21 protein-coding genes are annotated in these 21,504 nt (G+C 48.9%); 5 read left to right on the top strand and 16 right to left on the bottom strand.

The window, feature by feature from the left end:
• The first annotated feature begins 534 nt into the window (after positions 1-534).
• The 4 genes from DFR47_RS12735 (at position 535) to DFR47_RS12725 (ending at position 2,436) form a co-directional block, all read left to right on the top strand.
• A complete protein-coding gene (locus DFR47_RS12735; protein WP_245416547.1) occupies positions 535-1,266 on the top strand; it encodes a MarC family NAAT transporter in 732 nt (243 codons plus the stop codon).
• 272 nt (positions 1,267-1,538) lie between these two features.
• The gene (locus DFR47_RS12730) at positions 1,539-1,817 is read left to right on the top strand and encodes a DUF4282 domain-containing protein (protein WP_113944786.1); all 279 of its coding nucleotides are present in this window, start codon (positions 1,539-1,541) and stop codon (positions 1,815-1,817) included.
• Positions 1,818-1,908: 91 nt separating this feature from the next.
• Positions 1,909-2,001 carry a GrpB family protein gene (locus DFR47_RS22105; RefSeq protein ID WP_147245550.1) on the top strand — a complete coding sequence of 31 codons (93 nt, stop codon included), beginning with the start codon at positions 1,909-1,911 and terminating at the stop codon, positions 1,999-2,001.
• 15 nt (positions 2,002-2,016) lie between these two features.
• On the top strand, positions 2,017-2,436 hold the full coding sequence (locus DFR47_RS12725) for a GrpB family protein (protein WP_113944785.1): 420 nt from the start codon (positions 2,017-2,019) through the stop codon (positions 2,434-2,436).
• A gap of 784 nt (positions 2,437-3,220) precedes the next feature.
• Here the strand turns inward: DFR47_RS12725 and DFR47_RS12715 are convergent.
• From DFR47_RS12715 to DFR47_RS12700, 4 genes are all read right to left on the bottom strand, one after another.
• Complete coding sequence (locus DFR47_RS12715; protein ID WP_113944783.1) at positions 3,221-3,415, bottom strand: hypothetical protein; 195 nt, start codon at positions 3,413-3,415, stop codon at positions 3,221-3,223.
• A 3-nt stretch (positions 3,416-3,418) separates the two neighbouring features.
• Positions 3,419-4,360, bottom strand: a complete 942-nt coding sequence (locus tag DFR47_RS12710; RefSeq protein ID WP_113944782.1) for a PhzF family phenazine biosynthesis protein — start codon at positions 4,358-4,360, stop codon at positions 3,419-3,421.
• Between the two features lie 154 nt (positions 4,361-4,514).
• A complete protein-coding gene (locus tag DFR47_RS12705; protein WP_113944781.1) occupies positions 4,515-5,222 on the bottom strand; it encodes an NUDIX hydrolase in 708 nt (235 codons plus the stop codon).
• Between the two features lie 30 nt (positions 5,223-5,252).
• Positions 5,253-6,416 (bottom strand): endonuclease/exonuclease/phosphatase family protein, encoded by a 1,164-nt coding sequence (locus DFR47_RS12700; RefSeq protein ID WP_445482830.1) that lies wholly within the window; start codon positions 6,414-6,416, stop codon positions 5,253-5,255.
• A gap of 185 nt (positions 6,417-6,601) precedes the next feature.
• Here DFR47_RS12700 and DFR47_RS12695 point away from each other — a divergent pair, with 185 nt between their 5' ends.
• Entirely contained in the window at positions 6,602-7,030 is a 429-nt protein-coding gene (locus DFR47_RS12695; RefSeq protein ID WP_113944780.1) for a BA14K family protein, read from the top strand.
• Between the two features lie 71 nt (positions 7,031-7,101).
• Here the strand turns inward: DFR47_RS12695 and DFR47_RS12690 are convergent, their stop codons facing one another.
• The 12 genes from DFR47_RS12690 to DFR47_RS12630 all read right to left on the bottom strand — a co-directional run bounded on the left by DFR47_RS12690 (position 7,102) and on the right by DFR47_RS12630 (position 21,445).
• Positions 7,102-8,667 carry an ABC transporter substrate-binding protein gene (locus DFR47_RS12690; RefSeq protein WP_245416562.1) on the bottom strand — a complete coding sequence of 522 codons (1,566 nt, stop codon included), beginning with the start codon at positions 8,665-8,667 and terminating at the stop codon, positions 7,102-7,104.
• Positions 8,668-8,985: 318 nt separating this feature from the next.
• Complete coding sequence (locus tag DFR47_RS12685) at positions 8,986-10,203, bottom strand: aminotransferase-like domain-containing protein (RefSeq protein ID WP_113944778.1); 1,218 nt, start codon at positions 10,201-10,203, stop codon at positions 8,986-8,988.
• 301 nt (positions 10,204-10,504) lie between these two features.
• The gene (locus DFR47_RS12680; protein WP_113944777.1) at positions 10,505-11,014 is read right to left on the bottom strand and encodes a GNAT family N-acetyltransferase; all 510 of its coding nucleotides are present in this window, start codon (positions 11,012-11,014) and stop codon (positions 10,505-10,507) included.
• Between the two features lie 123 nt (positions 11,015-11,137).
• Positions 11,138-12,157 carry a ketol-acid reductoisomerase gene (ilvC, locus tag DFR47_RS12675; RefSeq protein ID WP_113944776.1) on the bottom strand — a complete coding sequence of 340 codons (1,020 nt, stop codon included), beginning with the start codon at positions 12,155-12,157 and terminating at the stop codon, positions 11,138-11,140.
• A 66-nt stretch (positions 12,158-12,223) separates the two neighbouring features.
• On the bottom strand, positions 12,224-12,856 hold the full coding sequence (locus tag DFR47_RS12670; RefSeq protein WP_245416561.1) for a TetR/AcrR family transcriptional regulator: 633 nt from the start codon (positions 12,854-12,856) through the stop codon (positions 12,224-12,226).
• Between the two features lie 176 nt (positions 12,857-13,032).
• Positions 13,033-14,877, bottom strand: a complete 1,845-nt coding sequence (locus DFR47_RS12665) for a potassium transporter Kup (protein WP_374788322.1) — start codon at positions 14,875-14,877, stop codon at positions 13,033-13,035.
• A 360-nt stretch (positions 14,878-15,237) separates the two neighbouring features.
• On the bottom strand, positions 15,238-15,975 hold the full coding sequence (locus tag DFR47_RS12660; RefSeq protein WP_113944774.1) for a pyridoxine 5'-phosphate synthase: 738 nt from the start codon (positions 15,973-15,975) through the stop codon (positions 15,238-15,240).
• Between the two features lie 60 nt (positions 15,976-16,035).
• Positions 16,036-17,163 carry an ATP-dependent DNA helicase gene (locus DFR47_RS12655; protein ID WP_113945008.1) on the bottom strand — a complete coding sequence of 376 codons (1,128 nt, stop codon included), beginning with the start codon at positions 17,161-17,163 and terminating at the stop codon, positions 16,036-16,038.
• Positions 17,164-17,207: 44 nt separating this feature from the next.
• Complete coding sequence (locus DFR47_RS12650) at positions 17,208-17,810, bottom strand: LysE family translocator (RefSeq protein WP_113944773.1); 603 nt, start codon at positions 17,808-17,810, stop codon at positions 17,208-17,210.
• Positions 17,811-17,908: 98 nt separating this feature from the next.
• A complete protein-coding gene (gene ilvN, locus DFR47_RS12645; RefSeq protein WP_113944772.1) occupies positions 17,909-18,481 on the bottom strand; it encodes an acetolactate synthase small subunit in 573 nt (190 codons plus the stop codon).
• Positions 18,482-18,503: 22 nt separating this feature from the next.
• Positions 18,504-20,318 carry an acetolactate synthase 3 large subunit gene (locus DFR47_RS12640; protein ID WP_113944771.1) on the bottom strand — a complete coding sequence of 605 codons (1,815 nt, stop codon included), beginning with the start codon at positions 20,316-20,318 and terminating at the stop codon, positions 18,504-18,506.
• Between the two features lie 368 nt (positions 20,319-20,686).
• Entirely contained in the window at positions 20,687-21,445 is a 759-nt protein-coding gene (locus DFR47_RS12630; RefSeq protein ID WP_113944770.1) for a GGDEF domain-containing protein, read from the bottom strand.
• Positions 21,446-21,504: the final 59 nt, after the last annotated feature.

Here is a 21,504-nt window from a genome sequence, read left to right as displayed (position 1 = left end):
TTTTGTTGTCGGAGCATGCGCTATGTGGATCTCCGATATTATGCTGGAAATCGTTTCACGCTGGATTCGCGGCGGACAAATAAAAGAATAAAATCTACAGCTGTTTAATGCTGAAAATATGAAAAAGATTGATCTAAAATTGAAAAAGTCGGATAAATCGCAAATGCTAAGTATTTGATTTATAACAGTCTCATAATGACTCTTAATCAGCGGGTCACAGGTTCGATCCCTGTCGCACCCACCAAGCTTTTTCAATAGCTTAGTGGTATTTTCAAAACTACAACATTGAACAAGCGCTTAAAATATTGCTTCCAGCATTGAGAAATCACTTTTTAATTAGCATCTACCACCGATATCCGCTTTGCTCCTGAGCACGCGGTCAAATATGCATCCAGATTGTATAAACATTCTGACTAATGCCCGAAGCGGCAAGCCCTCTTCACACGCAAACTGGCGAAGGCCTGTCCTGTTAACCCTTCAATTGATCAGCTTCCCAATAATAAACCGATATATTCTCTGCATTATTATTAAGATTTGCCATTTGTTGAGAAATTTCCCATACGCATTTCTAAAAGGAAGTGCTTAATGACCTATATTGCAGATTTTTTTAAATACACAGCGATTGTAGTGATCGGGCTTTTGCCTATTATGAATCCTTTGACAACAATCCCGCTGTACATGTCACTAACAAACCGTATGTCTGCCGAGAATAAGCGCAAACAAGCTGCCAAGGCCTGCGTTTATGCTTTCAGTATTCTCGCAACTTTTCTGCTGCTCGGAAAAGGTATTATTTCTCTCTTCGGTATTTCTATGCCGGGCATTCGGGTTGCTGGTGGTATTATCATCCTGATATTGGCGCTGCGGATGATTTTCTCAGGCAGCGATCCGTCTTCAGAGGTTGATTCATCCGCTTCTGACATCAAAAAAGCCGATATGGATTATTCTTTCTCACCACTTGCCATGCCAAGTCTTGCAGGCCCTGGCTCGATCGCTGTGGTGATGGGCTTAGGCTCACAAATTCCGGCAGGACAAATGATTATGGGGCATATCCATATTCTGATCGGCATCACTATTGTCGCATCAATTGCCTATATCACTTTGTCCGCATCCAAATGGATTGAAAAACTGCTGGGAAAACACGGCACACAAGCGATTTCAAAGATCATGGGCTTCCTGCTGACTTGTATCGCTGTGCAATTTTTAGCATCAGGAATACGGGACTTTTATATAGATTTCTCCGCCTTAACACCCGCAGGTACGCTATAACCATCAGGGTAAAACTGCGCTACTTTACTGGACGCAATTTACTCCTCAGTACCACTATATCTGTGACCAAGAGTATAATTTGATAAAGACATCTACGCGCATCAGCAATATTATCATGGATATATAGTAAGTGATTACGTTTGAACAAAAACTGCCCCCAGCGCTATACTCAGGAGATTTAAATTCAAATACAGTTATATAGTCTTATTGACATGAATGATACTTTTAATAAAAAACCTTTCAATAACCACCAATAGACAGAGAAATCCCTGATGAACTTTCAAGATATGACGAGTTTCGATAAATTTTTAACGCCATCCCTGATCAAGATTGTTTATTGGCTGGGCATTGCGGCAATTGTCATTGCTTCGCTGATCACTATCTTCTCAGCATTCAGCTTTATGGGTGGTGGGATCAAGCAAGTTATTGGCGGTCTTTTCATGCTCGTTGCCGGTACAATTTTCTGGCGCGTTGCCTGTGAAGGCATCATTCTGTCCTTCCGGATTTATGACCGTCTGACAGAAATCAGAGACCGGTTGCCACGCAACTAAGCTCTTACAAACGGCGACCTTCGGGTCGTCGTTTTGCTATGAACTACGCGACAATCATTCAGACTATCCAACATAGGTACAGGATGGAAATATGAATATTGGTGTTGCACTTAATCAGGTCGCACTGGAGGATTATAATCCGGACTGGAAAGCACTTTTTGAACAGGAAAAAGCTGCCCTGTAACAAGTATTAGACGGCATACCTGTTACAATAGAGCATATCGGGAGTACGTCAGTTCCTGACTTAAAATCAAAACCAATTTTGGATATCGGCATTGGCGTTGATAATAAAGGTAACATTGCGATTATCACCGATATTCTGAGTAAGAATAATTATAACAATTTAGGTTTCCGATCAGAACAGATGGGCGTGATACTTGAACGTCTGCGCGATGGAAAAAGAACCCATTGTATCCATATTCTTGAACTAACCAGCCGACACTGGACAGATTATCTGAATCTGCGCAATCTTCTCAGAGCCAATGAACATATCCGAAAAGACTATGAGCTGTTGAAAGAGAATTTAGCAGCTCTGCATTACAATAACCGGAAAGCATATACGGCCGGAAAAGCTGACTTTATCCAAGCGCATTTAAAGACGATGAGAAACATACCTTAAAGTAAGCTTCACTATGGAAACCATACTATGTATGCCACCGGAATTTCCATCTTTATAATCTCAGGCCTCATCGCGCTTATCGCGAATTATAAGCTCCGGCATCTGCAAAGATTACCTATGCAATGGGGATTTTCAGGATAAGTTAACTGGACAGCGCCGAGACCTTATGCGCTCGCACTTTTCCCCGCGCTTTATGCCCTTATTGCAGTATTCATTATTTTTACCGGCATCAGCGGCCATGAAGCAATCACAACCCGCTCCTTACTCATCCTTGCAATTACTTTGGTGGGAGCGCAGCTTTTGCATCTGCTGCTGATCGATAAAACCAAAAGTTTTTAAATCGCTCTTCAATCATACTTTACAATAATATTTTGCGCCCTAATTCGTTCAAAACAAGCGCTTACTGATGCTCAATGCCCCTCTCATCGCTTTACTATGCCGAACTATTACAGCCGAATTTTAAAGTGATATATAAGAGAATAATCTCTTAAGACATTAACAGCAATGATGACCTTACGAGTACTTGTCTGAGTTTTTAATCTTGCCGGTTGCCACGACATGACCTTTTCAGCCTCATAAAAAATTCACATTTCTAACAATAATTAATTTTGCAACTTTTGTTGTCGAAATACATTTACCTGTGAATGCAATATCCTTGGAGAAGATAAAGCAATGCGAATTCGTTACGATATGAAAAAACTGCCCAATGGCCAATGGTGTGTTTATGACATCTTCACCGGCACTGTAGCCAGGCATAATGGCAGCAAAGTTATAGGCCTTAATATTACTGAAACTGACCAAATGGTGGATCTGCTGAATGAACAGGACGCAGAAACATGTCCGGCTCTGAAGCCAGAGCCGACATATCACTAAGCAAACGGATAATACCAATGGATATCAACAGTTTCACAGCCAGATTTCCGAAATACAGACTGTCGAAAAGCTGCGGCCAGCCACCGAATATTTCCGGTAGCTTCATTCTCTAAATTTGCAAATAGCCTTCTGCCACCTTCACCGCGCTACCGCCAATGCGAGCGCCAGTGAGCTTTTTCCCCGCGACATCCAGCTCCAGACGAATACGCGATGGTCGCCCCATCTGTATCCCCTGCTCAATCCATAACTGCGTCAGTCCGTCCACCGGCCTGTCAAAATCATGGATAGCACCGGCAAAAGCCGCAACGGCTGACCCTGTGGCCGGATCTTCATAAACATGCTTGCCTGATGTGAACATACGCGCGTGATAACTGCTCTCAAACAACCGCGTCTCACGGGTATAAATGTAAAACGGGATCGCGCGCCCTTCAAAAGCCTGCATGTGATCTTCCACAAAAACCGGATCAACCACAACCTTTGCAGCTGCAATCATATTCTTGACCGGCACCAGTACAAATGGCTTACCGCCACTCCATACAGATGGCACATGGTTTTCAAAGCCGATTTCATGCGTATTCAAACGCAAAGCAGCAGCAACCTGCTCTTTTTCAACTGTGATATTCACCCGCTCCGGTAATCGCGGAAGATCGAACTCTGCAAAAGCAGATGACTGCTCATTGCTGTTACAATGAACAGCAACCCGTACAGGACCGACCTTTTCTTCCAAGGTCATAATCAAATCAGTCTGAGGCTTCTGTCCGTCATTGTTTTTATAGGCCAGAGCAACTGCTGTCCCGACAGTAGGATGACCGGCAAAACTCAGCTCATATTCCGGCGTAAAAATCCGGATAGATGCCGAATGCATCGGATTCTCGGCAGGCGATACAAAGACGGTTTCTGAGAGATTAAACTCCCGTGCAATAGCCAGCATCGTGGCATCATCCAGCCCGTCAGCATCATGAACAACAGCGAGCGGATTTCCCGCCAGTGGCTTTTCTGTGAAAACATCGTAGATTTCGTAGAAACGCCCCTGCATCCGTTTGCTGCTCATAATCTCTGCCCTTCCCACTGACCTATGATGATCACTGCCGCCTTTAAAAAAGATGGCATCTGATTCAACACATTTGCATTCCCTGCTAAAACATTCAAACGATTCATGAACTGCTTTTCAACAAGCAGAATATCGCAGTCAACACAGACTGAAATTATTGCGTAAAATACCAATCCGTAAACGCACGGATATAAGGCGGGCTGCGTTCATCCAGCGCCTCGCCCTGCCCGATCATAAGCACGCCCGACAATTCCGGTTTTTCCTGTGATGCAATAAACTGTCTGACTTGCGCCTCTAGCTGCACCGCCGTCCGATCGAAGTAATAGCAACGAAACAGCGCCAGACTGCGCTCACTCATCACCAAACTATAACCGCCCGTGCGTTGTGCATCGGCCAGATCAATGCCGGTTTCTTCCAGCACCTCGCGGCGGGCATTGCCGGCAAAATCGACCTGTCCGTCAACGATATCCTGATCATCATTGGAACCGGCCGGAAAATAAATGCGTCCGGCCACAGCATTATGCGAGGCCATCTGTCCGAGCAGCAATTTATTGTCGGATGAAACAATCACACCGCTGCCAAAAATATGAAACGGCTTATCCGCGCTTTTATCTCTGCGCCAATAAAGCAAACTGCGGAAAGACGTGCGCTGATAAGAGGCTGTCAAAATTCCATTACGCAGTTCAGCACGTGTCGCCAGATAAATCTCACCATCATAGAGCGAAGAATTAGCAGCGACCTCCTGCTGCCAGTTCTCATCAATTTTCTGCCTGTTATGCACGACATAATCCGGCTCACCGGCTTCAACCAGAACCCTGACGTCCTGCACCGGATAAATTTTATTCTCGGCTATATCCTGCATTTTTATCACTCCGTTACACCGCGCATTGCCTTACAGCTCAAGTGTGACAGCAACAGGACAATGATCACTTGCCTTTGGTCTGTCCCAGCCAATTCGCGGAAAACGCACCACATCCTGCCCCTCAGGAAATACCGTACGATAAGGCTGCCCGTTGCGGATAATCTCCGGCACCACGTGCGCATTGCGCTGCGCCAGAGCAGGTGATGCCCAGATATAATCCAGCTGACACAGATGGCGCTCCTGCGGCCCTCGCGTATGATAGAGTGTCCAGCGATCCAACTCAGGCCGCCGCTCTACCAAATTCACAGCAAAACCGTCTTCCAGAAAGACATTAAGACAGTTTTCCGGCTCATGCACTGGCGTAAATTGATAACCATCCCACTGGTCACCACTGATCGCTATCTTTTCATAATAATCATTGAAGTCACCACAGATCACCCACGGGGCATTTGCGGCTTCTTCACGACCAAAGCGCTTTTCGATAATCATACGTACTGCACGGGCTTCAGCCATGCGCACCGGCAAGGTCGTCAGTTTCGGGTCCTGCCCGTAGCGCACGCCACCCATGGATTTAAAATGCGTCACAAACAGTGTCAGCGGCTTGCCGCCAATCCGCAGATCAAGCATCAGACAATCGCGCTTAAACACACGCTCATGCGCCTCAATACCGACATTGGCCAGTACCGGATCATAGACACCTAAATCCTGATAGGTCAGATGCGCATTGCTCTCCAGCTTGACCAGTTCAATCTCATGTCCGCTTTTTGTGGTGTCGCGCATCATCACGCTGACATCAATGCCACGACTGTCATTGCCGTCGATCAGATATTTATGCTTGTAGCCCTGCCCGACCATTTTGAACAAATAGCCATATTCAAAGGCATTCAGTGCTTCGAGGTCGTCAACCTCCTGCAAGCAGAGAATATCCGCGCGGGTCTGCGCAATCGATAAAGCCGAAAGCTGACGGGTATCATCCGTATGTGCCACCATACGCGCCTGCTCAAGCAACCGGTACTGCGCCTCGCTATCGATCTCAAAGAGCTGCAAGGAACGATCCTGACGGTTCTCATTGCGATAACCTGTAAAATCAAACCGCCGCATCAGGTTTTCAATATTGAATGTCGCCAGCGTAAATAAAACAGGCTTTTCAGATGAGGTATTATCACTTACCGGCGCAACCTGCGCAGAAATCATCTCAGACATTATGGTACCATCATTACGTTCATCAGCGGCTGTCCCCAACCTAAACAGCATCGCCTGAATTGCAATCGCTGATATGAGCGGTAACATTTTTGTGGCACTGTGCCCGCCCCTTAAATTGGCGGCAATTAATAGTTATATTAAAATACAGTTTTATAGCTTTATGAACGGATATTGCCATGTCCAGATCCATTTTAAAAACCGCTCTAACGCTGAGCATCGCTCTGTTTTCGGGCGCTTCTGCCTATGCAGGCGGCAATCAGATCAGCGGTGGTCTTCCCTCACTCAATCCGACCGGCATATTGATTATCGGTGGTATTACTGGTGGCAACCGCACCGATCCTGCAGCCCGCAACTGCTATGGCTCGACTTTGTGTAAAGAAAGCGGCTCCTACTACACCGAGGACGGTGTACTCAATTATAAGAACCGTGATCCGCTGGTACAGCGCGGTGCTACAAAACGTATAGGCTCTGATGCCTCACCAACTGTCAGTGACAACAGCAACCATATGCAATGGTGCAGCAATCAGTATCGCTCTTACCGCGCTTCCGACAATAGCTATCAGCCTTTTGCCGGTGTGCGGAAAACCTGCAACTCACCTTTTTGAGTGCAAAAAACAGCGCCCCTTCAAACCTATGTCTGAAGGGGCGTTATTACATTTAATGGGAGACTGAAAAATTAGTCTTTGCTGACTTCTGTAATATAATTGGCATCAGCAACCATGTTGAAATTCTTCACATTTTTAGCTGCAACAGCGGTTTCAATCTGCTGATAGAGCATGACGAACGGGCTGGTTTCCTGAAAATCCTTCTGGATTTTGTGATACATCTGCTCGCGCTTCACTGTGTCGGTTTCTTTTGCCGCGTCCATGGTTTCCTTGGACATTTCCGGAATATCCCAAGAACTGCGCCATGCTGTTGTTTTCATAGCAACATCTTCGCCGTTATCGGGATTATAGGAGAATGTCGAAGCATTGGTATGCGGATCCCAGTAATCCGGCCCCCAGATACCCAGTGAAAGCTCATGCTTACGGGCGCGAACTTTGGTGGTGGTCAGCTTGCCATCGCCCTGCAACAGCTCAACTTTGATGCCAGCCTTGGCAAAAGTCTGCTGAATGCTTTCAGCAATACCAACACCTGGCTGTGTATTACGCACATCAAGCGTCACACTGAAACCATCTTGCAGACCGGCGTCAGCCAGCAATTGCTTGGCTTTATCAACATCCAGCTTGAACGGCTTATCATCAATCGCACCGAACATGCCAAGCGGCAAGAAAGACTGATGCGTGCGGCCAATACCTTTAATCAGGGTATTTTCAATCGCATCATAATCGACGAGATATTTCATCGCCTGACGCACTTCCAGCTTGGCAAGGTTTGGCACATTCTGATTGGCTGTCAGATAGTAGGTGCGGCCTTTAGGAGCACTTAGCACATTGAAATCGCTGCTTTTAGCAAGTTCTTCAATATCACCCGGCTCCAGATTACGGGCAACATCAATATCACCGGCCTGCAACAGCAGACGCTGCGACATGCTTTCTTTCACATGACGATAAATAGCACGCTCAACAGCCGGTTTTGTGCCGCTATAGTTTTCATTGCGATCCAGCAGAATAACTTCATTCGGACGCCATTCTTTCAGGCTGTACACACCCGAACCCGCATAATTGCGCTTCAGCCAGTCATAGCCGAAATCCGTATCAAAAGGCTTGGCGTCGGTTTTCTCTACCTTAACCGCATGTTCCTCGACCAGCTTGCTGTCAACGATAGAGGCAACACTGGAAGACAAGCCATTCAGCACAAAACTTGGCGCGAATGTTTCTTCCGTTGAAAACACAACAGTATAATCATCCGGCGCGGTCACCAGCTTATCGACATTGTCTTTATTCAGACCAAACTGGCTGATGATGAATGCAGGGCTGAGATCAAGCTTGATCGCGCGGTGCAGAGAATAAACCGCATCATGCGCTGTCAGCGGGTTGCCGGAGGCAAATTTCAAACCCTGCTTGATTTTAAATGTAATGGTCTTGCCGTCTTCAGAGATCGTCCAGCTTTCAGCAACCTGCGGAATGATCTTGGTCGGATCTTTCGGATCGGTTGTGATCAGGCGCTCATAGGTGTTTGTCAGAATCTCTGATGTGGTGATTTCGAAAATTTCTGCCGGATCGAGAGAAATCACGTCGTCAATGGCCATGGCCACAACCAGCGTATTCGCCGGTGTTGCGGCATAAGCCCCTGCACTCATACCGAGTACCGATGCACAGGCCAGCGCCAAAGTGTATTTTTTGATTAAAGTCATGAGTTTCCCCTCATTCTCCGCCTGAACCGCTCACCATTATCCGGACTCAAGCCTGTAAAATTATTGCATATCCAAGCTACAGGATTGCCCGCTAAATCCAAGCATCTTTTATAAAGAAAGCCGTAAATTCAGCAAGTTAAGTGCCAAAACATATCGCCGTTAAATACATCCATTTAACGGCGATATACTTGAGCTGAAACTCTGCTCTGAAGACATAAAAAAGCCGGAGCAAGGCTCCGGCTTTTCCAGTCTCAACAGATATTATTATTTCTGATGCGCACGGATCAAATTGCCAAGGCGCTTAATGCCTTCTTCAATCATCTCGTCATTGGCACAGGAATAGGCCAGACGCACTGTATTGGCACCGCTGCCATCAGCATGGAATGCTTTACCCGGGACAAAAGCGACTTTTTCAGTCTCAATAGCCGCGGCAAGCAGATCAGCGCCGTTCATGTAATCCGGCAGGGTTACCCAGATGAACATACCGCCCTCAGGCTTGGTCCATGTGGCCGATTTCGGCATATATTTATCCAGCGCTTCAAGCATTTTGTTGCGGCGATGGGAATATACAGCCTTGATCTTAGCAATCTGCGCATCAAAACCATTGGCAGCAACATGATGCACAGCCAGCTGATTGATGGTCGAAGAGTGCAGATCAGCAGCCTGCTTCATCAGTACCAGCTTGCGAATAACTGTGCTGTTGGCCACAACATAACCAACGCGCAGACCCGGCGCCAGTGTCTTGGAGAAACTGCCGGAATAGATGGTGCGGGTATTTTCAATCGAGCCTTTACGCTCAATTTCCAGCGCCAGAACCGGCGGGATCGGCGTACCGTCAAAACGCAGATACTGATAGGCAGCATCTTCGATCAGCGCGATATCCATTTCATCGCCCAGATCAATCAGCTTTTCACGGCCTTCACGATCAATGGTTTCGCCGGTCGGATTGCTGAAATCTGCCGAGAAATACGCAAATTTCACCTTGCCGCCAGCCTTGGCAGCAGCTTCTTCATAGGAAGCCGGTGTGCGGTTGCCGTTTGGCTGCAGATCATCATAGGTCGGCTCATAGGCATTGAAAGCCTGTAACGCACCGAGATAGGTCGGGCGAACAACCAGCGCCGTATCATTTGGCGACAGGAACAGTTTGCCCAGATAATCCAGTGCCTGCTGTGAGCCTGAAGTGATGAAAATATTCTCCGGTGCACATGGTACACCGAGCTTTGCCATTTCACCCTGCAGCCATTCGCGCAGCGGCTTATAGCCTTCACTTACCGAATATTGCAGTGCTGCATCGGATTTGCCGGATGCGAAAATGTCAGCATAGGCTTCTTTAAACTCTTCCGCCGGAAACAGCTTCGGATCAGGAATACCGCCAGCGAAAGAAATAATATCCGGACGCTCAAGCAGTTTCAACAATTCACGAATTTCAGACGCTTTCATACGCGAGGAGCGCGTTGCGAATATTTTTTCCCAATCCAACATGGGGAGTTCCTCATCAATTCAAAAAGATGCAGCCGAATAGACCATAAAACTTAACCAAAAGCTGTGTGCCTTTGGGTATCACCTTATGCGTATTTCACAACAAAACAAGTAAAATATGTCAGCAATACTGACCTTTTATTCGCATTGTTGCGAGATGGGCATAAATTCAGTCATATTCGTACAAAAATTACCGCCAAAAACTAATAATCATGCATTATAGCTCATTCCGAAAAGTGCGAAGCGGTTTTCGGAATACGCGTAAAAACAAAAGCTAGAGCGGTTTCAACGATTCAACATTAACTCAAACCGCTCTAAGCGTAACCGGACGCACCATCATCACTTCGTCATACATTTCACCATTCAGTGATATCCAGTTCGGCCGGCGTCCGAATTCCGTATAACCTTCGCGTAAATAAAGCTGCAAAGCAGATTTGTTTTCAGCGAGTACACTGAGTTCGAGCTGGCTGAAGCCATTATCACGCGCATAGGCCTCAACAGCCTGCATCAGCTTCTGGCCAATATTCCGGCCGCGCATTTCGCTTTTCACATAGACCATTACTACGATCGCACGATGCGATGTCCGTGCGCCGTCCTGAGGCCACAGACCAATCAGACCAACCGCCTTCTTTCCGTCGAAAGCAGCAAAAACCGGTGCATTTAACTTTGCACGCCAATCAGCTTCAGAGAATTTTACCCAGTCTTCATAAGCAGAACTATAAGCTTCCGGATGCAGTTGCAGCGCTTCCAACCGAATATCCCGAAGAATAGCAAAGTCATCGGACTTCAACTGCCGGATCGTTATTTCACTCATATCTCATTCCTCCCGTCAGCAGTACTGCCACAAATAGTCAGGCCCGCACAAACAAAACTTTGTGCGGGCCTGATATTCAGCGATTAGACAATGCCAGCTTCTTTGCGGGCTTTGTCAACCGGATTAGTTGCGAGCCTTGTCAACCAGCTTGTTCTTGGAGATCCAAGGCATCATGGCGCGCAGCTTGGCACCAACTTCTTCGATCTGGTGATCGTCGTTCATACGACGGATACCCTTGAAGCGTGCAGCACCGGCACGGTATTCCTGCATCCAGTCGGATGTGAACTTACCGGTCTGAATGTCGTGCAGAACGCGCTTCATTTCAGCTTTGGTTTCTGCAGTGATGATGCGCGGACCAGTTACATATTCGCCCCACTCAGCAGTGTTGGAGATCGAATAGTTCATGTTGGCGATACCGCCTTCATAGATCAGGTCAACGATCAGCTTCACTTCGTGCAAGCACTCGAAGTAAGCCATTTCAGGTGCATAACCACCTTCAACCAGTGTTTCAAAGCCAGCGCGGATCAGCTCAACCAGACCGCCGCAGAGAACTGCCTGCTCACCGAACAGATCGGTTTCGCACTCTTCTTTGAATGTGGTTTCGATAACGCCCGAACGACCGCCGCCAACGCCGGAAGCGTAAGACAGAGCGAGATCATGTGCGTTGCCGGAAGCATCCTGATGGATAGCGATCAGGCAAGGAACGCCGCCGCCCTTCTGGTATTCGCCGCGTACAGTATGACCCGGGCCCTTTGGCGCGATCATCACAACGTCAACAGTCTTTTTGGTTTCGATCAGGCCGAAATGAACGTTCAGACCATGAGCAAAAGCAATAGCAGCGCCGTCGCGCAGATTGTTGTGGATGTGTTCTTTATAGATGTCAGCCTGAAGTTCATCAGGGGTTGCCATCATCATCAGGTCTGCCCATTTAGCAGCATCTGCAACGCTGAGAACTTCAAAACCGTCAGCTTCAGCTTTTTTAACAGTGGCAGAATCCATACGCAGTGCAATACGAACATGCTTTGCACCGGAATCTTTGAGGTTCAGCGCGTGCGCGCGACCCTGGCTACCGTAACCAACGATAACAACATTCTTGCCTTTGATCAGATTTACGTCTGCATCGCTGTCATAATAAACGCGCATAGGATATTCCCTTCCTTCTATGCTATGTCCGGCTTTTTACAAAACCGGTGTTTCTTATCCGGTTTTTCAGGAACCGGCTTTATTTCCGTAAAGAGCAAAAAACTGACGCGTTGCCGTTCTGGCATCGCGAATAATTTCTGCATCACTGACTTCATGATGATCGCCGAGCAACAGACGGATCTGCATATCGCGCACCACAAGGCCAAAGAATGAAGCGAATGCTTCATCAATATCATCAAAGTCCAGCAGGCCTGCATCGCGACCGGTTTCCAGAACCGGCTTGAGACGACGCGCCATTGCGATCGGACCATTATTCAGCACGATCTCACCGAGATCCGACTTGCCGGAACCCGCATGGCTCACGGCCAAACGGTTCAGCGCAATCGATGTGCTGCCGGACAGAACCAGCAACCAGTCACGGGCAAAATGCTCCAGACTGGTAAAGAGTGACTCTTCATCCAGCCCTTCCTTCGCCACCGGCACAACGCGCACTTTCGACGCCTGCCACTGCACTGTTGCAGTCAGCAAACCATCACGATCGCTGAACCACTTATAGAGCGTTTCCTTGGAGCAGCTTGCCCGTCGCGCAACACCAGCCATAGTCAGACTGTCGCCGCCTTCAACGAGTAGCTCGAGTGCAGCATTCAGCACATCTTTCTGACGATCTGTCAGATCGAAGCCATTTCCGACATTGCTCACGACATTATCAGGCTGCTGCAACTGCACGCTTCCACGCTCCTTTTAAACCTATTTCATACGTGCCTCACAGATTCTCATCATGCGTACCGTACGTTACGGTTCGGACTATGCCGCTACAATTTCAACAATGCAAGAGGGATTTTTAATCCGCCGCGAAATTTTATGCAGCAAATTGATCAGAGATTGACCTGTGTGCCAATCTCCACCACACGACCAGTCGGAATCTGGAAATATTCCGTGGCATCCGAAGCACTGCGGGCAAGCGTAATAAATAATTTTGCCTGCCAATGCGGCATTGGCGAGCGCGGCGATATTCGTAACACACGCCGCGAGAGGAAAAAGGATGTGGTCATAATATCATATTTCCAGCCAAGCCTGCGGCAAATTCCCAATGCACGCGGAATATTCGGTGACTGCATATAACCAAAGGTCAAAGTCACTTGCATGAAGCGGTCGCTATATTGCGAGATGCGTGCACGATCATCCGCAGACACCCATGGGCGCGGCGCCGTCACCACAGTCAGAATAACATTGTTCTCGTGCAGAACTTTATAATGCTTGAGGCTATGCATCAGCGCTGTCGGCACACTGGCCGGATCACCTGTCAGAAAAACCGCTGTGCCTGCCACAATCACCGGCTCTTTGCGTGTCATCTGATTGACAATCAAATCCAGCGGCACTTCTGTCTTACGGGTTTTCTCGAACAGATGGCGGCTGCCGCGCACCCATGTCCACATCACCAGCAAGACCAGTGCTCCGACCACAATGGATGCCCAGCCGCCCTGATGGACTTTCACCAAATTGGCGCTGAAGAACATCAGATCAACCACAGCAAATCCAATGATCGGCACCAGCACAACCGGCAGGCTCCATTTCCACAGACGGCGCATCACAAAAAACAGCAAAGTGGTCGTCACCAGCATATTGCCGGTTACCGCAATACCATAGGCCGCGGCCAGATTGCTGGATTTTTGGAAAGTCACCACCAGCAGGATCACTGTAATACCAAGTAGCAGATTAATGCGCGGCATATAAATCTGCCCGTGCAGCGTCTCCGATGTGTGCAAAACCTCAAGTCTTGGCAGAATATTCAGCTGCACTGCCTGCCGTGCCAGCGAATAGGTGCCCGTCAAAACCGCCTGACTGGCAATCACCGTGGCAATCGTTGCCAGCAGAACCATCGGCAGCAAAGCCCATTGTGGCATCATCTGGAAAAACGGATTTTGCACCGCCTCACCGGTTGCCGCACTATGCGTCAGGATAAATGCGCCCTGCCCGAAATAATTCAGGATCAGGCTTGGAAACACAATCCACAGCCATGCACGTACAATCGGCTTACGCCCGAAATGTCCGAGGTCGGCATAAAGCGCTTCTGCACCGGTGACCGCGAGAAAAATCGCACCAATGGTTGCGAAAGAGGTTGTCAGATTACCGCTGAGAAAAGCAAAGGCATAATAGGGATTAAGCCCTGCAAGGATGCCCGGATCATCAAATATATGAATAAAACCGGTTAGCCCTAATGCCAGAAACCACAGCAACATCACGGGGCCGAAAATACTGGCCATACGCCCCGTACCATGCCGCTGCACAAAAAACAGTATCAGCAAAATCGTAATAGTAATCGGCACCACATAGGGCTTCATATGCGGCGCAACAATCTCCAGCCCTTCCACCGCGGAAAGCACAGAAATTGCCGGCGTAATCACCGCATCACCGAAAAACAGCGATGCACCGATAATCCCGATACCGAGAATAATATCCGGACGGTTGGCAAAGCTGGAGCGCACCAGCGCCATGAGCGAGAGAATGCCGCCCTCGCCGTTATTATCCGCACGCAATACGAACAGCACATATTTCACGGTAACGATCAGCGCCAGTGACCAGACAATCAGGGAGATCACGCCAAGGATTTCAGCACGGAGCAAATTACCATCCGAGACGGAGGCATGCAGCGCTTCGCGAAAAGCGTAAATCGGGCTGGTACCGATATCGCCATAGACGACACCAAGCGCGCCCATCATTAATAGCTTCAGGCTTCCCGTATGGCTGTGAGGATCATTTTGATCCTCATCGGGGCTGACCGGAATATCCTGATGGGCAATCTCTTCACGCTGCGACTGCTTCATACATAACCTATAACTATGTGATGCTATCAATACGCCGGTCTGTGCTTCGATCTTAGCCTTATAAACAAGCGAAGGAAATGGCCGGAGTGCAGTATATAAATGCTCAATTTTTCTGAATGACAATAGCAAAGAAATGCATATCTGCCCTGATGAGCCATCTGTATTTGCGATGGCTCACCAGGATAGAAGATTACAAAAATTATTTAAAATCAGTAACTTATAAAATAAAATTGAATCAAAACACAAAAAACGATTTTAGCCGAGTGCTTTGATAAAACGCTGTACCGACTGGCGCATACCATATTCCAGTGCATCTGCCGTCAGGCCATGCCCGATTGAAACTTCGCTCAATGTCGGCATGACTTTCACCAAAGCAGGCAGATTAGCGACCGTCAGATCATGCCCTGCATTAATGCCCAGACCAAGCTCCACAGCTTTCAAAGCCGCGCGTTCCAGCAAGGCCAGCTCATGTGCCTGCGCCTTAGGATCAGCATAGGCACCGCCATAAGGACCGGTGAAAAACTCCACACGATCAGCACCGGTCTCTTTCGCAATTTCAAGACCATCCGGTGTCGGATCAGCAAACATGGAAACGCGCATGCCGCGGGATTTCAGACGCTTGGTCACCTCACTCAGCATGTTCTTATGTTTGGCAAAGTCCCAACCGTGATCCGAGGTATTCTGTGCCGGATCATCCGGTACCAGTGTAACCTGCTCCGGCTCATGCTGCTCAACCAGCGCCAGAAACTCTTCCGACGGATAGCCTTCAATATTAAACTCAGCCTGCGGAAACTCATCGTCAATCAAGGCACGAAGATCGCCGAGATCGGAGAAACGGATATGACGCTGATCAGGACGCGGATGCACGGTCAGGCCGGATGCACCTGCATCAAGCGCAACACGCCCCAAGCCTGTCACACTCGGCCATGGCAAATCGCGACGATTACGCAACATAGCCACAGCGTTGAGATTAACAGACAAGGTTGCAACCATGATCAAACTCCCTGATCCATTTTAGTCCCGCCCAGAGCGCTCCCGCTTTCGGGATACGTTCTAGCGAACGATTGTTAGTTTTTCTGCTGCACGGGTAATAGCTGTATAGAGCCAGCGCTCACGCGTATCGCGGAAGGCATAGCTCTCATCAAATAATACCACATTATTCCACTGCGAGCCCTGCGCTTTATGTGTCGTCAGCGCATAGCCGTAGTCAAAATCGTCAAAACGCTTTTTAGTCTGCCACGGAATTTCCGCATCCGGATCTTCAAACTGCGCCTTCAACAGTTTAATCTTGGCAACACCGCGGCCCGGCTCTTCATCTTCCGGTGCGATCAGCAGATTAATACCGGGCTTCACGGTCTCCTTGGAAGATGTCATCACCTTCCAGAGCGAACCATTGAGCAGACCTTTGGCCGGATCATTACGCAGACAAACCAGCTTGTCACCGGATTGCGGATAATCTGCAGTAAAACCTTTGAGCTCACGCAGGCGCTGATTATAACGCTTACGCGTGCGGTTGGTGCCAACCAGCACCTGATCGGCATCGAGCACCAGATCCTGTGTTACTTCCGCTTTGCTGATCACCCGCGCGGCACCATAGTCGCCATAAGGGATATCCCGTCCTTCGCGCACATCCAGCGCCAATCGGATAATCGGATTATCCTGCGCCTGACGATGAATTTCTGTCAGCAGATAATCCGGCTCCTGCTCGGTGAAGAAGCCGCCACCGCTGATCGGCGGCAACTGCCCCGGATCACCCAGCACCAGAATAGGCGTGCCGAATGTCATCAGATCGCGGCCAAGCTGCTCATCGACCATCGAACATTCGTCGACAACGATCAGTGCTGCTTTCGCCACAGGGCTCTGGCGGTTAAGAGAAAAAGTCGGAGAGATCGAAGTTTTACCCGTCGTCTCATCTTCAATCGCTTCTTCGCCTTTCGGGCGGTAGATCAGCGAATGCAGTGTGCGGGCATTGCTCGCACCTTTGGAGCGCAAGACCTGCGCCGCTTTACCGGTAAAGGCCGCAAACTGCACCTCACCATCCACATGCTCAGCAAAATAGCGCGCAAGCGTCGTCTTACCCGTTCCCGCATAGCCAAAAAGGCGGAAAATCGGGGAGCCGCCTTTTGCCAACCATTGCGCCACAGCTTGCAGCGCGTTGTCCTGTTCCGGTGAAAATTCCATCATGGTTCTGATTGACCGGATTCGCGCCTAAAGAGCAAGTTTTATCACCTCAGCATCGGCCACAGACTGGCAACCAGCAGCAGCGCCATGGTCAGGTTGAACCATTTGAGCCGCACCGGATCTTCTAGCCATTGGCGCAGCAGACTGCCAAATGCCGCCCATGACGACACACTCGGCAGATTAATAATCGCAAAAACAGTGCCGATCACCAGTACTGAAAGCGTATAGGCATCATGCACCGTATAGCTCGCCATAGCAGTGACGGCCATCACCCAAGCTTTCGGGTTCACCCACTGAAACAACAAAGCCTGCATAAAGCTCATTGGTTTGGCAGCGCTGTCTGTAACTGAACCGACCGAGGTTGAGGTAGCAATTTTATATGCCAGATAGAGCATATAGGCACCACCGGCGAATTTCAGCGCCAGATAGAGCATCGGAGCTGTTTCCAAAACCGCACCAAGCCCGTAGCCCACGCCCAGCAACAGCGTCAGAAAACCGACACCAATTCCCAGCATATGCGGGATTGTCCGGCGAAAACCAAAGTTCACTCCGGAAGCCAGCAGCATCAGATTATTTGGCCCCGGCGTGATGGATGTGACAAACGCAAACACCACCAGCGCCATGAATATATCGTAAGAAAGCAACATCTGAAGAAACAATCTATTTACAAAAAGCAACACCGCTGCCTCTTTTGAGAACAGCGGTGCTACTTTGAAGCAATTGCTTAGGCAATTTGCAAAAGGACTTACATGCCTTCAGCACCACGGATCATAGCCGCAACACCGGTACGGCACACTTCAATCAGGCCAAGCGGCTTCATAATCGCAATGAACTGATCAATCTTTGCACCCTTGCCGGTGATTTCAAAAATGAAATGCTCAACTGTTGCATCCACAACCTTGGCTTTGAAAGCATCGGCCAGACGCAGCATTTCGGCACGATCATCACCTTTGCCAACCACTTTGATCAGCGCCAGTTCACGTTCAACCGGACGTTCATGACCAAGCTGCTGGGCATGATAGGTCAGATCAACCACGCGATGCACCGGAACAATACGTTCCAATGAGTGACGAATCTGATCCAGCACATTGGCAGTGCCGCGCGTTACAATGGTAATACGCGACAGATGCTTTTCGTGTTCGGTTTCAGAAACTGTCAGACTTTCAATATTATAACCGCGACCGGAAAACAGACCAATAACACGGGCAAGAACACCCGGCTCGTTATCCACCAGTACCGATAGTGTATGTGTTTCTGTTAGCTGGGTTTCTTCGGTCAGAAAGTAAGCTGAACCGGAAGCTGCATTTTGTGCGTTCATAATGAATATCCTTGTTCCGGTATTAGACTAGGTGACGGTCTTTAGCGTCAATGGCATTGGCAACAGCTTCATCAGTCGCTTCATCCGGCAACAGCATCTCATTATGTGCCTTGCCTGAAGGGATCATCGGGAAGCAGTTCGCCAGATTGGCAACGTGACAGTCAAAGATTACCGGCCCGTCTGTTTCAATCATTTTCATGATTGCATCATCCAGTTCATCCGGCTTGGAGCAACGGATACCTGTGCCGCCATAGGCTTCAGCCAGTTTAACAAAGTCCGGCATCGCTTCTGTATAAGAATGCGACAGACGGTTACCATGCAGCAGCTGCTGCCACTGGCGCACCATCCCCATATACTGGTTGTTCAGAATGAAAATCTTGATCGGCGCATTATGCTGAATGGCCGCCGACATCTCCTGAATACACATCTGAATGGAAGCATCACCGGCAATATCAATCACCAATGCATCCGGATGGGCAATCTGCACGCCCAGCGCTGCCGGCAAACCATAACCCATAGTACCCAGACCACCGGAGGTCATCCAGTGATGCGGCTCCTCGAATTTCATAAATTGTGCAGCCCACATCTGATGCTGACCAACTTCTGTAGTGATGTAGGTCTTGCGGTCTTTGGTCAGTTCCTGCAGACGCTCCAGCGCATATTGCGGCATAATCACATCGCGGTTGTGCTTATAGGCCAGCGAATTGCGCGCACGCCATTTATCAATCTGGTTCCACCATGCCGCCATATCGGCCTTTTCAGGACGCTTGGAAGATGCACGGTACTGGCGCACCATATCTTCCAGAACATGGGCAACATCACCGATAATCGGCACATCCACGCGAACAGTCTTGTTGATTGAAGACGGATCAATATCAATGTGGATTTTCTTGGAATTCGGCGAAAAAGCATCCAGACGGCCGGTAATACGGTCATCGAAACGCGCGCCAACGCACAGCATGACATCACATTCATGCATGGTCATATTGGCTTCAAACGTGCCGTGCATGCCCAGCATACCCAACCAGTTTTTGCCCGATGCCGGATAAGCACCCAAACCCATCAGTGTCGAGGTGATCGGGAAATCGCTGATCTCAACCAGCTCACGCAGCAGTTTCGAGGCTTCCAGACCGGAGTTGATAACACCGCCACCGCTATAGATAACCGGTTTCTTGGCATTGGCCAGCAGTTCAACTGCTGCGCGGATTGCATTCTGATCACCGTTCAGAACCGGATTATAGCTGGTACGCGGGCTGGTTGCCGGTGGCGTATACATGCCGGTGGCAAACTGGATGTTCTTCGGAATATCAATAACAACAGGGCCCGGACGACCGGTACGCGCAACATGAAAAGCCTCATGCAAAATACGCGCCAGATCATTCACATCCTTAACCAGCCAGTTATGCTTGGTGCAAGGACGGGTAATGCCGACAGTGTCAGCTTCCTGAAACGCATCGGTGCCGATCAGCGACGTCGGAACCTGACCGGTAATGCAAACCAGCGGAATAGAATCCAGCAGCGCATCCTGCAACGGCGTTACCGCATTGGTCGCGCCCGGACCGGAGGTTACCAGCATTACACCAACCTTGCCGGTGGAACGCGCATAGCCTTCAGCCGCATGGCCAGCGCCCTGCTCGTGACGCACCAGAATGTGCTCGACAGTTTCCTGCTGGAACAACTCGTCATAGATCGGTAGCACAGCACCACCCGGATAGCCGAAAATATGCTCCACGCCCTGATCGATCAGAGCCTGTACAACCATTTCGGCACCGGTCATTTCCCGTTTGCCGGTTTCTTTTTGTGCTGCGGCAGCTGCGCCACTTGTATCTGTACTCATTGTCTTTCGATGTCCCGTCTGCTGTGCCGGTGATTACTTCCCTGATCTCACCGGAAGTCCCGTACTGTTTAGCTTTATTCGTTGTGTTTAGATAATAAAAAAGGCCCCCTGAGGGAGCCTGTGTTTCGCGCATGGGAGCTTTCGCCGGATGGTTACACCATCCTGCCCATACGCTTACCCACCACGAGAATAATTTTCTTAGCCATAAGGGGAGATTAAACAGCAGTTTTTTTCACGTCAATGGCAAAAAACGTAATCTTGTTATTTTCTTTGCAAATTTATGCCGAAAAACATCATCAGGCAAAAACTGCATTCCGCGATGAATCATTCTCATAGAGAACATCAGCAAAACCTTGAAATCAATATAATTAAACAGATGTGCCGATGGCGCTCTGCAAGGCTGCTCGGGCTTTTTTATATAATACCGGTGCTTTTTCTGTGCCATTCCATTCGGTCACGGCAGAGACTGCACGGATGATATGACTGTCATGTCCCATCCGCAATTCGCATTCTTCCAGTGCCTTGCAGATTCTCGCCGACATTTTTTTGGCATCAGCCGCTTCCAAATCCGGCACGATCAGCGCGAACTCTCCATCCCCCATATGCGCCAGCACATCATGATAACGGGTACAGTTGCGGATACATAAAGCCGCTTCCATCAGCAAACGGTCTGCCGCATCACGTCCGCGCTGCTCGCAGAGCTGCTGCAGACGCTCAACACCAATCATTACAACCGTGACCGGATGTTTGATTTTGGCAAATTGCAGCAAATATTCATGCAGCGCTGAATCAAAATAGGCCTTGCTCTGCAAACCTGTCAGAGAATCTGTAAAGCTGATCTGCTCCAGATCTTTGGTATTGCGGGAAATCATCCATGTGATGATTTTCAGCTGGCCTCTGTTTTTAACCTGCATACGGATTTGCGGCAGCAGCATCAGACTACCGGTTATACCGGCAGCAACCAGCAACATAAGCGCAATACCCAGCGGTGCATCTGACAAGCCGGACGATTTATACGTCTCTCCCAGATCATGGATCAGGCGATACTGCATAAACAACATCAGGCCTGCGCCGCACAGCAGCACAAGCATAATGATGAAAAACAGTTCTGCTCTGAAAAAACGCATTATCCCCCGCCGACCCACTGTCCTAAAACAACAGATTTCTGACCGAGATTAAAACTTAA

This window comes from Pseudochrobactrum asaccharolyticum (assembly GCF_003314995.1).
Taxonomy (GTDB): domain Bacteria; phylum Pseudomonadota; class Alphaproteobacteria; order Rhizobiales; family Rhizobiaceae; genus Pseudochrobactrum; species Pseudochrobactrum asaccharolyticum.
This window is presented reverse-complemented; position numbering and strand designations above follow the sequence as displayed.